Source organism: Parabacteroides distasonis ATCC 8503, assembly GCF_000012845.1.
GTDB lineage: Bacteria > Bacteroidota > Bacteroidia > Bacteroidales > Tannerellaceae > Parabacteroides > Parabacteroides distasonis.
The window spans coordinates 4,117,138-4,132,643 of record NC_009615.1 but is presented as its reverse complement, the minus strand read 5'-3'; the positions used below and the strand labels follow the sequence as shown (position 1 = coordinate 4,132,643).

Annotated in this window: 10 protein-coding genes; 3 read left to right on the top strand and 7 right to left on the bottom strand. The window is 43.7% G+C overall.

The window, feature by feature from the left end; translation table 11 throughout:
• Positions 1–46: 46 nt before the first annotated feature.
• From BDI_RS16970 to pflB, 7 genes are all read right to left on the bottom strand, one after another.
• Positions 47–397 carry a hypothetical protein gene (locus BDI_RS16970; RefSeq protein ID WP_005867403.1) on the bottom strand — a complete coding sequence of 117 codons (351 nt, stop codon included), beginning with the start codon at positions 395–397 and terminating at the stop codon, positions 47–49.
• An 85-nt stretch (positions 398–482) separates the two neighbouring features.
• Positions 483–2,036, bottom strand: a complete 1,554-nt coding sequence (ahpF, locus tag BDI_RS16965; RefSeq protein ID WP_011967302.1) for an alkyl hydroperoxide reductase subunit F — start codon at positions 2,034–2,036, stop codon at positions 483–485.
• A 19-nt stretch (positions 2,037–2,055) separates the two neighbouring features.
• Positions 2,056–2,622, bottom strand: a complete 567-nt coding sequence (gene ahpC / locus BDI_RS16960) for an alkyl hydroperoxide reductase subunit C (protein ID WP_005867400.1) — start codon at positions 2,620–2,622, stop codon at positions 2,056–2,058.
• Between the two features lie 220 nt (positions 2,623–2,842).
• Entirely contained in the window at positions 2,843–4,123 is a 1,281-nt protein-coding gene (eno, locus tag BDI_RS16955; protein WP_005867398.1) for a phosphopyruvate hydratase, read from the bottom strand.
• 107 nt (positions 4,124–4,230) lie between these two features.
• Positions 4,231–4,821: a Crp/Fnr family transcriptional regulator gene (locus tag BDI_RS16950; protein ID WP_011967301.1), complete on the bottom strand. Its 591-nt coding sequence runs from the start codon at positions 4,819–4,821 to the stop codon at positions 4,231–4,233.
• Between the two features lie 186 nt (positions 4,822–5,007).
• Entirely contained in the window at positions 5,008–5,742 is a 735-nt protein-coding gene (gene pflA / locus BDI_RS16945) for a pyruvate formate-lyase-activating protein (protein ID WP_005867396.1), read from the bottom strand.
• Positions 5,743–7,983 carry a formate C-acetyltransferase gene (gene pflB / locus BDI_RS16940; protein ID WP_011967300.1) on the bottom strand — a complete coding sequence of 747 codons (2,241 nt, stop codon included), beginning with the start codon at positions 7,981–7,983 and terminating at the stop codon, positions 5,743–5,745. It abuts the gene before it with no gap.
• Between the two features lie 217 nt (positions 7,984–8,200).
• Between pflB and BDI_RS16935 the strand changes: the two genes are divergently transcribed.
• The 3 genes from BDI_RS16935 (at position 8,201) to BDI_RS21290 (ending at position 15,505) form a co-directional block, all read left to right on the top strand.
• The gene (locus BDI_RS16935; RefSeq protein ID WP_011967299.1) at positions 8,201–12,241 is read left to right on the top strand and encodes a hybrid sensor histidine kinase/response regulator transcription factor; all 4,041 of its coding nucleotides are present in this window, start codon (positions 8,201–8,203) and stop codon (positions 12,239–12,241) included.
• A 202-nt stretch (positions 12,242–12,443) separates the two neighbouring features.
• On the top strand, positions 12,444–15,221 hold the full coding sequence (locus BDI_RS16930) for a SusC/RagA family TonB-linked outer membrane protein (RefSeq protein WP_011967298.1): 2,778 nt from the start codon (positions 12,444–12,446) through the stop codon (positions 15,219–15,221).
• Entirely contained in the window at positions 15,218–15,505 is a 288-nt protein-coding gene (locus BDI_RS21290) for a hypothetical protein (protein WP_237702610.1), read from the top strand. Before BDI_RS16930 ends, BDI_RS21290 begins: the two co-directional genes overlap by 4 nt.
• Position 15,506: the final 1 nt, after the last annotated feature.

Below are 15,506 nucleotides of genomic sequence, written 5' to 3'. Positions count from 1 at the left end.
TTTAATTTATTCTGATAAGTAATACAATGTTATTAATCTCACAATATCAGAATATGGGAGGAGCCCGAAGCGTACGTCTTCCCCGGAAGGGAACGATATAGTCCGGATAGACCGGAGCGAAAGATAAGTTACGGATAAAGGAATAAAAAGCCGCCAGCAGAATAGCGACGAAAGCCGCACCTGTTATCTGCAAGACAGATAACTGATGAAGCAACTGAAACTCGGCGTAGCCATGTTCATGGTCCGGACGACCATCGTCCGTTTTATGATACGGGTGAGAATGGACGATTGTTACCCCGTTGACAATATGAACGTGGGTAAACGCAATAATACATCCCAAATAGGCTATGAACAGCGCAGGGAGTAATATCCTCAGATATTTTCTTAATCTATCCATCTCTTTTCTCTCGATCGCAAATATAGTAATATAACCGATAAAAGAGATACGCTGTTCAAAAATTACCTATTTGTAGGTACTTTCCTCAATCAAGTACGCCACGTACCCGATCTTCAAAGGCCGAAAGGGCCGCTTTGGCGCCTTCTCCCATAGAAATAATGATTTGCTTAAAGGGTACGGTGGAAACGTCGCCCGCAGCATAAATACCCGGGACATTCGTCCGGCAATGTGCGTCAATCACGATCTCACCGGGACGATTTGTTTCGACAATCTCCTTAAAGACACCACTATTAGCGGCTAAGCCGATTTGAACAAAAATACCGTCTAAATGAATAACACGCTCTTCCCCTGTCTTACGATCCTTTGTACGGATACCGGTTACCTTGTCGCCATTTCCAACCACCTCGGTTGTTTGTGAACTAACAAAGATCTCGACATTCGGCAAACTCTTCGCTTTCTCTTGCAAGACTTGATCCGCTTTTAACTCATCCATAAACTCCAAAACGGTTACTTTCGAACAGATCCCCGCCAAATCAATAGCCGCCTCGATACCGGAATTTCCACCGCCAACCACGGCGACATGTTTTCCCTTATAAAACGGACCGTCGCAATGAGGACAAAAAGCCACTCCACGCCCTATATACTCTGCCTCACCCGGTACATTCAATTTACGCCAGCTAGCGCCCGTAGCGATAATAACCGCCGGAGCCTTGAATATCTCACCTCCAGCCGTAGACAAAACCTTCTCGTTTCCTTCTATCGTTACCTTCTCTATACGACGATGCTCCAGCAGGTCAATCGGATATTGCCGCATATGCAAGCGCAGATTGTCAGCCAACTGGGTACCTGTTGTCTCCGGAACTGAAATCAGATTCTCAATTCCTACCGTCTCCTTCACCTGCCCGCCGATACGCTCCGCCACGACAGCGACACTCAGCCCCTTTCGTGCGGAATAAATAGCGGAAGAAGCACCAGCCGGCCCTCCACCGACCACAACCACGTCATATCGTTTTACCGTCTTCTCTGTCAGGCTCTCATTGATTCCATACTGAGCTTCCAGCTTCGATAACAATTCACCGAATTCCCCACGTCCTACATGGATCAGTTTTCCATCCGCAAAGACAGAGGGGACGCCTTGTATCTTCAAGGCATCAACTTCCGCCTGATTGATAGCCCCATCTACCATCTCATGATGGATCTGAGGATTTAAAGTCGTCATAGCGTTTAATGCCTGTACCACATCCGGGCAATTCGTACAAGTCAAAGAGACATAGGTCGTCAGATGTATCGGGCCATTCAAGGCTTTAACACGATTACAAATGCTCTCGTCCGGAAAATTCTTGCCTTTCCCATCTGAATTCAAGATCGCCAACAGCAAGGAAGTAAACTCGTGTCCATTAGGTACTCCACGAAACTTAATCCCCGTTTTCGCTCCATCCTTTAATAAAATGAATTCCAATCCATCCCCATCAGATACTCGCATAGATATTTTATCCGAACAAGAGGCAACATCACCTAATAAATCCAACAACTCTTGTCTACTTTCATGCGCAGGAGAGATCGATATATCAAAGGTATAATTCGCATTTAACCCTGCGAATATACCTTTTAATTGTTCTTTTAATGTTGATTCTAACACGATCTATACTCTTAATTATTTAGATTTTCCCTACCAAGTCAATGCTAGGTTTCAAGGTAGCCTCCCCTTTCTTCCATTTAGCGGGACAAACCTCACCATCATGTGAAGCGACAAACTGAGCGGCTTCAACTTTACGAAGTAACTCGGAAGCGTCACGACCGATATTGTTATCATGAATCTCGGCCACTTTGATCTTTCCTTCCGGATTTACCAAGAAAGTGCCACGGTATGCCATACCCTCTTCCTCAATCATCACACCAAACGCACGACTCAGTGCTCCAGTGGGATCCGCCAACATCGGATATTGGATCTTACGGATAGTCTCGGAAGCGTCATGCCAAGCTTTATGTACAAAATGAGAGTCTGTACTTACAGAGTAAATTTCTACTCCCATTGATTTAAACTGCTCATACTTCTCAGCCATATCGACCAACTCTGTTGGACAAACAAATGTAAAATCGGCCGGGTAGAAGAAAAAGATAGCCCACTTACCCAAAACGTCCTCGTTGGTTACAGTCTTGAAATTACCATTTTGAAAAGCTTGTACTTTAAACTCCGGAAGTTGAGAATTAATAATCGGTTCCATACTTGTTCCTATTTTTAAATGAATACTATTTGTTTTTATTTCCGATACAAAAATATAACATATTTCTTCATTAAAACAATTTTTCTAATCGATATATTTTATGAGGTTATAGATAACACTTTATCAATCAATAAAAAGGGCCTATCCTCACGGATAAGCCCTTCAATATCTTGGGTTTTGGATTACTACATAATTAGCGATTATAATTTACTTTATATACTTAATTGATTCTTTTGTATCCGTATACGGCACGGTCTCCCAATTCCTCCTCGATACGAAGCAGCTGGTTATATTTAGCCATACGGTCCGAACGACTTAATGATCCCGTCTTGATCTGTCCGCTATTGGTAGCGACAGCGATATCGGCGATCGTAGCGTCTTCCGTCTCACCGGAACGGTGTGAAGTAACGGTCGTGTATCCATGACGGTGAGCCATCTCGATAGCGTTCAGTGTCTCCGTCAAGGAACCGATCTGATTTACCTTGATCAAGATTGAGTTACCGCAACCTTCTTTAATACCCCTTGAAAGGAACTCTACATTTGTCACGAACAAATCATCTCCGACTAATTGGCAATGGTTACCAATACGATCTGTCAGTTTCTTCCAACCAGCCCAATCATTCTCACTCATACCATCCTCAATGGAATCGATCGGGTATTCGTTGATCAGCTTTTCCAGATAATCCACTTGTTCGTCGGAAGTACGTTTCACTCCTTTTTCTCCTTCAAACTTCGTGTAATCGTAGATTCCATCCTTATAAAACTCAGAAGAAGCGCAATCCATACCGATCATCACATCCTTGCCCGGTTCATAACCAGCCGCCTTGATAGCGGCGATAATTGAGTTCAAGGCATCTTCCGTACCTTCCAAATTCGGGGCGAAACCACCCTCATCACCAACAGCGGTACTTAACCCACGATCGTGCAATACCTTTTTCAACGCATGGAATACCTCAGCGCCCATACGTAAGCCTTCCTTGAAAGAAGCGGCACCTACCGGACGAATCATAAACTCTTGGAAAGCGATCGGAGCGTCGCTATGCGAACCGCCATTGATTATATTCATCATCGGAACAGGCATCACGTAGGTATTCGTTCCACCAATATATCTATATAAAGGAATATCCAAATAATTTGCGGCAGCTTTCGCTACAGCTAAAGAAACGCCAAGGATAGCGTTCGCACCTAGTTTCGATTTAGTTTTCGTACCGTCCAAAGCCAACATCGCATGATCGATACCTATCTGATCCAAGGCAGACATCCCTTTCAATGCCGGAGCGATAATCGTATTGATATTCTCAACCGCTTTCAATACGCCTTTACCACCATAACGCTTCTTATCGCCATCACGCAACTCCAAAGCCTCGTTCTCGCCGGTGGACGCACCGGAAGGCACAGACGCACGGCCCATAACGCCGGACTCTAGTAAAATATCAACCTCTACTGTCGGGTTACCTCTTGAATCTAGGATCTCACGTCCTGTAATCTTTTCTATTTTCATTGCTTCTACGTTTTTTAAACTGACGCAAATATAGATGGATTACTTGAACCGTGAAATCACCACAAATTGCTATTTTCGCCTCAATAATACCTGAATATAGGTAGAGGCTACAGCACTCCCGCCCGTACCCGGCTCAAAGATTCGGGTGTCATCAATAAATACGAGGCGATATGATTGACAGAAGCACGCTTCGCTACTTCCGGATATTCCTGTTGAAAACGCAGATAACGTTTTCTTGCCGACTCAAAACGCCAAGAGTCCGCTTTCTCTTGCGAAAGCATCAAAGCCCACTCCAGTATTTTCTGGTACAATCTATTAATAGCTAAAGATGTTTTCAATAAATCGCTAAATTCCGAAAAAGAGATCCGGTGATAAACCGTCGGTTCCAATGCCTCGATTAATAAACGCGTCGGTTCTCTTTGGAATGTGCTGGCTATACAAATAACGATATTTCCCTCACAGGAGAAATGCTCGGTAATATCACGTTTATTCTTATAGTAAAACTGGCGTAATAATCCCGATTCCACATAATATAAATATTTAGATATTTGTCCGTTATCCAACAATAATTCTCCTTTCGCAGCCTTACTTGATTCTATGATCGAGGCCAGAGAATCCAAATCCGCATCGGGTAATGGATAAAAACGTTTGGATATCATTTCGGCTATTTCTTGTGGTGTCTTCATACTATTCATCATTTTCTGATCTATATCATTTTTTATCTCCTTACAAAAATAGATATTTGTTGCACATAACAAAACAAACACATATTAAATAGTCAAGGTTAGTCTAGGCAAAAAATTATTACTATCGTTTAAAAGCTAATCGGATTAGATTGTTTTCCCTGATTAGCTGTTGCATAATCGCAAGGCTTGATCGAGAGATCAGGCCTTGTTATTTTCTGGTTTGTAGCGAGAGAATATCGCTTTCGCATTATCTAAACGTTCTTTTGATAAGGGCTCCACCCCCTTTAACGGATAATCGAGGCCTAATTGCTCATATTTATAGGTTCCCATCGTATGATAAGGCAACAATTCCACTTTGCGAACCACTTTATATGAACTGACATACCGAGCTAACGCCTCCAGCCACTCGTCATTATCCGTATATCCGGGGACAATAACATGGCGAATCCAAGTATCTATGCCACGTCTCTCCAATTCATCCAAAAACAGAAGCGTATTATCCTGCTTGACACCCGCCAGTAACGGATGCAAATCCGGGTTTAAGGTTTTGATGTCCAATAACACTAAGTCCGCATAATCCAAGACTTCCCAAGCTTTTGAGGTACATACGAAACCAGATGTGTCCAAAGCTGTGTGAAGACCTTGCTCTTGGCACAAACGGAAAAACTCTTTCAGAAACTCAGGTTGCAATAAAGGTTCCCCACCGGTAACAGTCACCCCCCCACGGGCGATAAAACTCTTATACCGTAAAACTTCCGTCAATAGCTCGCCGGGAGTCATCTGATATTTCACCTTCCCTTTCGGGTTCCAAGTATCCGGGTTATGGCAATACAGGCAACGCAACGGGCAGCCCTGCATAAAAACGACAAAGCGAATTCCGGGACCATCTACGGTCCCGAAACTCTCTAATGAATGTATCTTACCTTTTATCACTTACAGTGAATGGTTAATGGTTCTTGAAATAACATCCAACTGTTGTTCACGAGTCAGTTTCACGAAGTTTACCGCATATCCGGATACACGGATCGTAAGTTGCGGATATTTCTCGGGATGTTCCATAGCGTCGATCAACAAATCCTTATCAAATACGTTAACATTCAGATGCTGACCTCCATCCGGAGTAAAATAGCCATCCAATAAGCTAACCAGATTATTGATCTGCATTTCACGCTCCTTTCCCAACGTAGCCGGAGAAACAGCGAAAGTATAAGAGATGCCGTCGTGCGCATGCTGGAATGGAAGCTTCGCTACCGAAGCTAGCGCAGCGATAGCACCTTTCGTATCACGACCGTTCATAGGGTTCGCACCCGGAGCGAAAGGAGTTCCACCGATACGGCCATCCGGTGTCGTACCAGTCTTCTTACCATATACCACATTAGAGGTGATCGTAAGGATGGACTGCGTAGGTTTCGCATGGCGATAGGTCTCGTGCTGACGCAAATATTCCATGAACTTCTCGGTGATCTCTACAGCGATACTATCCGTACGATCATCGTTATTACCGAAAGGAACATATTCGCCCTCACGTTCGAAATCAACCGCCAAGCCACGCTCGTCACGGATCACACGTACTTTCGTATCACGGATAGCAGCCAACGAATCGGCAACGATAGAAAGACCGGCGATACCTGTCGCACGGATACGCTCTACATCCCCATCGTGAAGCGACATCTCGAATGCCTCATACGCATATTTATCATGCATATAATGGATTATCTTCAAGGCGTTCACATATACCTTCGCCAACCAGCGCATCATTTGTTCATACTTAGCCATCACCTCATCATACTCCAGATACTCACTGCGAACCGGTTCGAACATCGGGGCTACCTGTACGCCGCTACGCTCATCCCGTCCTCCATTGATCGCATACAATAAACACTTCGCTAAATTCGCACGAGCGCCGAAGAACTGCATCTGCTTTCCGATCTTCATGGGGGAAACGCAACAAGCGATACCATAATCATCCCCATAATCCGGACGCATCAAATCGTCATTCTCATATTGGATAGCCGACGTATCGATAGAGACCTTGGCACAGAAACGTTTCCAGTTCTCGGGAGCGTTCTTGAACCACAGCACCGTCAAGTTGGGTTCCGGTGCCGGACCTAAATTATACAATGTATGGAGATAACGATAGGAAGTTCTCGTTACCAAAGAACGTCCGTCCACTCCTTGACCGCCCAACGACTCTGTTACCCAAACCGGATCACCGGAGAACAAATCATTGTATTCCGGTGTACGTAAGAAACGAACGATACGCAACTTGATGATCAGCTGGTCTACTAACTCTTGCGCCTCCTCTTCCGTCATCTTACCCTCACGGATGTCTTTCTCGATGTAAATATCCAAGAATGTAGAGGTACGTCCGATAGACATTGCCGCACCATCCTGATCTTTTACCGCTGCCAGATAAGCCAAATACACAAACTGAACCGCCTCACGAGCATTTTGCGCCGGGCGGGTCACGTCGAAGCCATAACTAGCGCACATTCTCTCGAACGCTTTCAACGCCTTGATTTGCTCAGAAATCTCCTCACGGCTCTGGATAATCTCTTCCGTGATCTCTTGGATATCCAAACGATTCAAGAAACGCTTTTTCTCCTCGATCAAGATTGCCGTACCATATAAAGCGACACGACGATAGTCACCGATAATACGTCCTCTACCATACGCATCGGGCAAGCCGGTGATGATAGCCGAACGACGTGCGGCAACCATCTCTTCCGTATATGCGGAGAAAACGCCCTCGTTATGCGTCTTACGGTACTTCGTGAAGATCTCTTTCGTCATCGGGTCTAAATGATAACCGTAGGCTTCCAAGCTATTCTCGACCATACGGATACCACCCTTCGGGAAGATACCACGTTTCAGCGGAGCATCGGTTTGTAACCCAACGATAACCTCATTCTCCTTATCAATATAGCCCGGACCATATACATCGATCCCTTGAGGTAATTTTGTCTCGGCGTCATAAACTCCCTTTTCTCTCTCGACCTTAAACATCTCGGTCAGCTTGTTCCAGACCTTACGGGTCTTCTCGGAAGAAGCGACTAAAAAGGAATCATCCCCTTCATAAGGCGTATAGTTACTCTGGATAAAATCTCTTACATTGATCTCTCTCTTCCAGGTCTCACCCTTAAAGTGATCCCAGTACTCATTCTCAAATTTCATAAACAATCTTATCTAATACCACATTTTTACCGGCACAAAGGTAAAACTTTTATCCTCATGTTCCTGTAACATTTGCGACACCCCTCTAAAATCCCTATAAATAGGTATTAAAAATATACAAGAAGAAACGGGATAGTAATGCGATGCTTTGCACGAAGTCTCCATTTTATTCACTATCTTTGCCTACAGAACGTAAAAGTTAATCTGGATCAAACACATGAGAAATATCCTGTTTACCGTTTTATTTATAGGAATACTATCTTTAATCGCATCTCCTATCTCACTCGCGTCTAAATCTTTGCATAAGGCAAATATGATTAATTTGTCGAACAATGCCATTATTTGCATGCATCAAGATCCGGATGGCTATTTGTGGATCGGGACTTACGACGGACTTAACTTATACAACGGAAAAGATACGTATGTATATCGTTTCGAATTAAATAACAAAAACTCTCTTTGTAGTAATATCATTCACAAAATATCCGACGCAGAACCCGGCTTTTTATGGATATCAACCTCTTTAGGTATCAATAAATTCTCGCTAAAGAAACGGAAAGTCACCGAGTCTTACCCGGGATACATGGAGAGTGATCTGGTAGCGACCGATTCATCCGGTATCACATTAGCCATTTGTAAAGAAAACCGGATATCTTGTTACACCCCATTTAGCGATGGATTCCGGGATCTGCCGAGAGAAGGGATAGGCCCTCAAACCGTACGGACTTTATTCGCCGGAACAGACGGATATTTTTATTTACTATTGACCTCGGGAATACTGAAAAAGTTAACACCGGATTTCTCCAATACAACTTTTAATTTACTATCGGAAGAACGCCAATTCCATAATAAACCGATCTTATCCGCATTTCATGAGAATAACCATATCTTCATTGTCGATACCGACAATAAGTTATATCGCCAACAGGTAGACGGAAGCGGGAAAGAATTCCTGTTTGATCTGTCTGGAATGACAAATAAATATGGAAACATCATTAAGATATGTACCTTCCAATCCAATGTATATATCGTTTTCCGTAACGGCAATATTCTAGACCTAAGCCAACCGGAAAACACGATAGACACGGGCATCGGTATCTTTTGCCTGATGAACGATAAAAGACAGGAGATTCTTTGGGTAGGGACCGATGGACAAGGCATACGGATGTTTTACGATAAACCCGATCTTTTCGGCTCTATCTTACTCAAGGATTTACCGATTAATATACAGAACCCCATACGTTCTTTATATACAGACAATGATCGATCCCTTTGGTTCGGGACAAAAGGAGACGGAATTGTCCGGATACAAGCCTATGACACTTACCCAAACAAAAAGGCGATTCCACAAAGCGCTATCACGCATTTCACCACCGCCGACGGATTATCCAGCAACCGGGTATATAGCTTCCAGAGAAGCGAATTCCATCCTTGTATCTGGATCGGTACGGAAGGCCCGGGGCTCTGTTATTATTCTTATAAAGAAAATCGAATAAAGACGATCCCGCAGCAAGAGGACACTCCCCCTATCCGCTATATCCATTCTATTTGTGAGGTAAACGACTCGACATTATGGTTGGCGACAACCGGCAACGGATTACTGAAGGTTACTTTACGTATGGATAAAGTCACGCCTACAATCAGTAAGATACAAACCTTCCCGCTAAAAAACGGGGAGAATACCTGCAAAGAGATTCAATCCATGATATATGATAACGACTCGACCTTATTTCTCGGGAGTCGTGGCGGTTATGGGGTTATTAGTTTTAACATATTCAACCAGAAATATGAGTTCCTGCAAACCAACAATTTAAGGAATCCGGCCATTGGAGACGTGTTATCTGTATGCCAGACCGAGGATTCTACTTTCTATGCAGGCGCCAGCTCCGGACTTACCCGGATTAAATTTAAAAGAGGAAAGATACATTTACGCCAATTCGATAAAAGCAACGGGATCGCAAACGACATGATCCATGGCATTCATGAGGGGAATGATAGCTGTATCTGGTTAAGCACCAATAAAGGTCTCACCAAATATAATCCCCGGAATAATTTTTTCCATAATTATCATCAACCTTATTTTAGCGTCACGGAATTCTCTGATGACGCTTATTGGAAATGCCCATACTCCGAGCGTTTATTCTTTGGAGGCATCAACGGATTAGTCTGGGTAAATAAACAAACGGAGCCGGAGCATACCTATCAACCCGAATTAAGTTTCTTCGAGTTGCAAATGGATAAACAAATCCTTCCATTATATAAGGACATCAGCCGGAACGGTGTAACGGTTCCGGCTGATGTGCAATCGTTAACGATTGCGTTCGTCGCTCCGGATTACATCAACGGGGAGAATTACGAGTATTCGTATCAGTTGGTCAACTATAATTCCTCTTGGGAAAAATTGCAAAAGACAAACAAGGTAACTTTCATGAACCTCCCGTACGGGGAATACTTGCTGAAAGTCCGTTATCGTAACGATGTCATTGATTCGTCGGCAAAAGAATACACCCTACCTATCAAGGTATTACCTCCTATTTATCTAAGCTCATTAGCTATTTTCACGTATCTTTTTATCGGTACGGTTTTAATCATCATTGCCATCTATCGCATCCATTACCAAATACTAAAGAAACAGAAACAAATAGCAGACAAGATCAAGGAGGAGCAAAAAGAGAAGCTATACGAGTCTAAGCTGAATTTCTTTACCCATATCACGCATGAGTTATGTACCCCGCTTACCTTGATCAATGGCGTGGAGAATTATATCCAAGCCTATGCCGCCACCTCAAAAGACAAGACATTAGAAAAATACACTTCAGTCCTCCGGGAAAATGTAGAGGAACTGAACGGGCTTATCCAAGAAATCCTTGATTTCCGGAAAGCGGAAGACGCTGGATTCAGTCATACGCACATCCGAAGAGTATCCGTATCCTCTCTTTTGCGAACTCAATTCGAATGGTTTTACCCACTATCCGAGCAACACCAAATCCAATTCAAGATCGATGCTCCCAAAGAGCTTTATTGGAATACGGATTCCGTCTATTTCAAGAAGATCCTAGCAAATCTGATTTCCAACGCATTTAAGTATACGGAAGACGGGGGCACGGTTCGTATCTCCTTACATGAGGAGGAGAACTTCCTCGTCCTTAAAGTTTACAACACCGGCAAAGGAATCGAGGAGGCAGACATGCAAAATATTTTCGACCGATATCGTATCCTTGGCACGATGGATAACGACGATAACAGGCAAAATACGGCACGGAATGGCCTCGGCTTATTTATCTGCCACAGCCTCGTACAATCCTTAGGTGGTAAAATCGACATAGAGAGTGAGGTCGGCCAATATGCTGAATTTACAGTTACCTTACCTTTTGGCATCGTAGAGGAGAGCTCAGACGACACGATAGACGAAGATATTCCCGTATCGCTTCCTTCCCCAAACACGGATATACAAAAGCCGCAAATCTCACATACGGCACAAAAAGAGACGGAAGATAAACCGATGATACTCGTTATCGACGATCATAAAGACATCGTCTGGCTAATCACGGAAACCCTCTCTTCCGAATATCAGGTTCAGGAAGCTTATAATGCGGAGGAGGCTCTGGAATTCCTCAAGCAATACACTCCCTCCCTTATCATCACCGATATCATGATGCCTAATATCGACGGATTGGAATTGATCTCTCTTATCAAGGAAAATAGATATACCCGTCATATCCCGCTTATTATCGTATCTGCCAAAATATCAGACCAAGAGCAAGCGGCAGGACTTAATATAGGAGCGGATGCCTATCTAACCAAGCCTTTCTCGCCAACAGTTCTCCTATCCGTCGTGAACCGATTGATGACAAATCAAAGAGAATTAAAAGAGTATTTCTATTCTCCGGAAAGTGCTTATCAATATACGGAAGGGCAATTATTACATCAAGAAGACAAGGAATTCCTTGACGCCGTAACCGCTATCATCAAAGAAAATGTCAGCAAGGAAGGACTCGGTCCCGAGCTGGTAGCGGACGCACTGAATATAAACACCCGCATCTTATATCGCCGTTTCAAGAAAATATCTACCATGACGCCGAGTGATTTTATAAAGGATTATAGGTTAAACTATGCAGCGCAATTACTCGTAAATACCAACATGAGCGTTCAGGAAATTATTTATAATGTAGGGATTTCTAACAAATCATACTTCTATAGGGAGTTTGCCCGTAAATATAACATGACTCCTAAAGAATACCGCACAAAAGAGGCATAAATCATTGATTCCTAAATAGTGTCATAATCTACCAAAAGAGTATCATAATCTGCCATATGCATTTCATGACACTTCTTCGGTATTTCAAAGCACTCTTCAATTCGTTAAGACCTATTAATATTGCTGTCGAATAACAAAGCAAACCGCTTGTGTGTATTCTTCCTTCGGGAAGCACATTATTAACTTTTAATTTAATGTTTTTATGAAAAAAAAGAGTGAAGGTAAGACGAGGAAATGCCTGACTTTATTAGGTGGACGAACCTCTTTGTTACTTTGTTTATCTTTAATGTTTCAGTCCTCTTATGCGGCCGAAGATTCTACTGTTCCTGAAATGGGAAACATGGAGATTCATCAGATCGCACAGCAAAGTTCAACCATTAAAGGTGTAGTAAAAGACCAAAAGGGTGAACCTCTGATTGGCGTTAGTATTGTTGTGAAAGGAACCACGAACGGAACAGCTTCGGACTTTGACGGAAATTTCACCTTGGATGTGCCGGATAACAGCACATTGGTATTTTCCTTCATCGGCTTCAAATCCCAAGAAGTTCGTTATACCGGGCAAAAAACATTGAACATAGTCTTAGCTGAAGACTCTGAGACACTAGACGAGGTAGTAGTCGTAGGTTACGGTTCCCAAAAGAAAGGTGAGATCACCTCATCCGTTACCAGCGTGAAAGCATCCGACTTTAACAAGGCACCGGTAGTGAACCCGATGCAATTGGTGGAAGGACGTGTAGCTGGTCTGACTGTATCACGTGGTAGCACCGACCCGAATGGCGAGGTAAAAGTACAGATGCGTGGTGCCTCATCTCTGAAAGGTAGCAATGAGCCTCTCGTTATTATCGACGGTATGCCGGGTAATATGACTTCTTTGAACGCTATCGCACCCGAGGATATCGAGGCGATCGACGTATTGAAAGACGGTTCCGCAGCCGCTATCTACGGAACCCGGGGTAATAACGGTGTGATCATCGTCTCCACGAGACGTCCGCAAGCCGGAACTACTCAAGTGGATTACTCAGGATATATCATGCACGAGGCGGTTTATAAACGGCCGGAAATCTTAAATGGAGACGAGTTCGTCGCTTATGGCAAGGAAACCAACAACGCCAATATCCGCGACTTTGGTGGACGGGATAACCATTACGACGCTTTATTGAATAAGAGTAATTTCACCCATGTACACAACTTGACCGCTACCGGTGGTAATGGTAAGACAAACTATCGCGCTTCTTTAAATTACAAAAAGAATGATGGTATGATCCGTAACACCAGCCGTGAAACGATCAATGGCTCTATCGCCGTGAACCACCGTGCGTTTGATGATAAACTACAGCTTTCTTTCAATCTAGCAAACTCTTTCGTGAAAGTGGACGCGGTTTCCGATGATGTGGATAAGGTAGGAGATATCCCTAATTACGGCATATTATACCAGGCGATCCGTATCAACCCGACGATGCCTATTTATAAGGAAGACGGCTCCTTCTGGGAAACTTACAGCGGTTACGAAGATTTCAACCCGGTAGCCCGCATATACCAGCGTACCAAGAAAAAGGAATTCAAGAATTTATTGGCGAACTTCAAGGCTCAATATGAGATTATCCCCGGTCTGACAGCCGCCGCTTTCTTCGCTATGGAGAAGAACGACGCATTAACTAACGATTATAGTATGCGTGAGGAATATAGCCAATATAAAGACGGTACAAACGGACGCGCCAAAAAAGAATATTATCAGAATACCAATCGTACTACTGAATGGACAGCAAACTACAATACTTCCATCAACGGCGTACACAATATTACCGGTTTGCTGGGATACAGTTACCAAGATTTTGAATACGAGCAATTCAGCGCCGAGAACAAGAACTTCTTGACGGACGTATTCGGTACCAATAACCTAGAAGCCGGCGGTTACCTAAAAGATGGTAAGGCCGAGATGAAGAGTAAAAAAGAGACCAGCAAACTGATCGCCTTCTTCGCCCGTGCCAACTATAATTACGACGGTAAATACATGGCCAGCGCCTCTATCCGCCGTGAAGGTTCCACAAAGTTCGGAGCGAACAACAAATGGGCTTGGTTCCCCTCTGTCAGCGCAGGCTGGATGATCTCTCGTGAGGACTTCATGGAGAGCCAAGAAGTATTCGACGTATTGAAATTCCGTGCCGGTTTCGGTATCACGGGTAGTCTACCTACCGATCCATATATGTCTCTCGCTACCTACGGCACAGGTGCTGGAGCTTGGAACGCTTACACCGGTTCATGGCTAACCGCCACTTACGGTCCGAATATCAACCCGAATCCGGATTTGAAATGGGAGAAGAATGAGTCCTTGAACATCGGTTTCGACTTCGGCTTGCTAGGTGGACGCCTAAATGGTACGATCGATTGGTATAGTCGTACGACTCGCGACTTGATCAGTAGCTACAATGCCCAACAGCCATCCTTGATCTACAACACGATCACCACCAACGTAGGCACGATGAGAAATAGAGGTATAGAATTAGCATTAAACGCAGAGGTCGTAAAGACTAAGGATTTCTCTTACACGGCTAATTTCACGTTCTCATACGAGAATAATAAATTGACATCTTTGTCTAACGACGTGTACAAATCTTCTTACGAGGATCAATATGACCTGCCCTCTCCGGGTAACCCGGGCAAGGCTTACCGCCTACAAGAAGGACAGCCGATCGCGTCATTCTTCGGTTATGTATGCGATGGTATCAATCCGGACGGAACTTGGAATCTTCGCGACATAGACGGAAAGGAAGGTCTGTCTGACGCTGACCGTACCTTTATCGGTAATGGTTTGCCGAAATTCAAGGCTGGCTTACAGAACACATTTACCTATAAGAACTTTGACTTCAGCTTCTTCCTGCGCGGTATGTTTGATTATGACGTATTGAACGAGGGTGCTATTTATTTCGGAACGACTGTTAATATTGATCAGTCTGGCACAAACGATACAAGGATGCCTTGAAGAACAAGGTAACAGAGCAACCATTGTTCTCTTCTTATTATCTAGAGAAAGGGAACTTCTTGAAGATCGATAACGTGACACTAGGTTATACATTCAACTTCAAAAATAATAAATATGTGCGCAACTTACGTATTTATGGTAATGTCACCAATCTTGCGACTATTACAGGATACTCTGGTTTAACCCCTGACGTAAACGTAACAGGACTACAAGCAGGTATAGAGAAGCGCGGATCTTATCCCACCACCCGTACCTTCACGTTTGGCGTTAATTTTGGATTCTAAT

Bases quoted from the DNA above. Each gene is read 5' to 3' on its own strand.
- eno (WP_005867398.1), bottom strand. From the start codon at position 4,123: ATGAAAATAGAAAAGATTACAGGACGTGAGATCCTAGATTCAAGAGGT.
- BDI_RS16930 (WP_011967298.1), top strand. From the start codon at position 12,444: ATGAAAAAAAAGAGTGAAGGTAAGACGAGGAAATGCCTGACTTTATTA.
- BDI_RS16935 (WP_011967299.1), top strand. From the start codon at position 8,201: ATGAGAAATATCCTGTTTACCGTTTTATTTATAGGAATACTATCTTTA.
- BDI_RS16970 (WP_005867403.1), bottom strand. From the start codon at position 397: ATGGATAGATTAAGAAAATATCTGAGGATATTACTCCCTGCGCTGTTC.
- pflB (WP_011967300.1), bottom strand. From the start codon at position 7,983: ATGAAATTTGAGAATGAGTACTGGGATCACTTTAAGGGTGAGACCTGG.
- BDI_RS16950 (WP_011967301.1), bottom strand. From the start codon at position 4,821: ATGATGAATAGTATGAAGACACCACAAGAAATAGCCGAAATGATATCC.
- ahpC (WP_005867400.1), bottom strand. From the start codon at position 2,622: ATGGAACCGATTATTAATTCTCAACTTCCGGAGTTTAAAGTACAAGCT.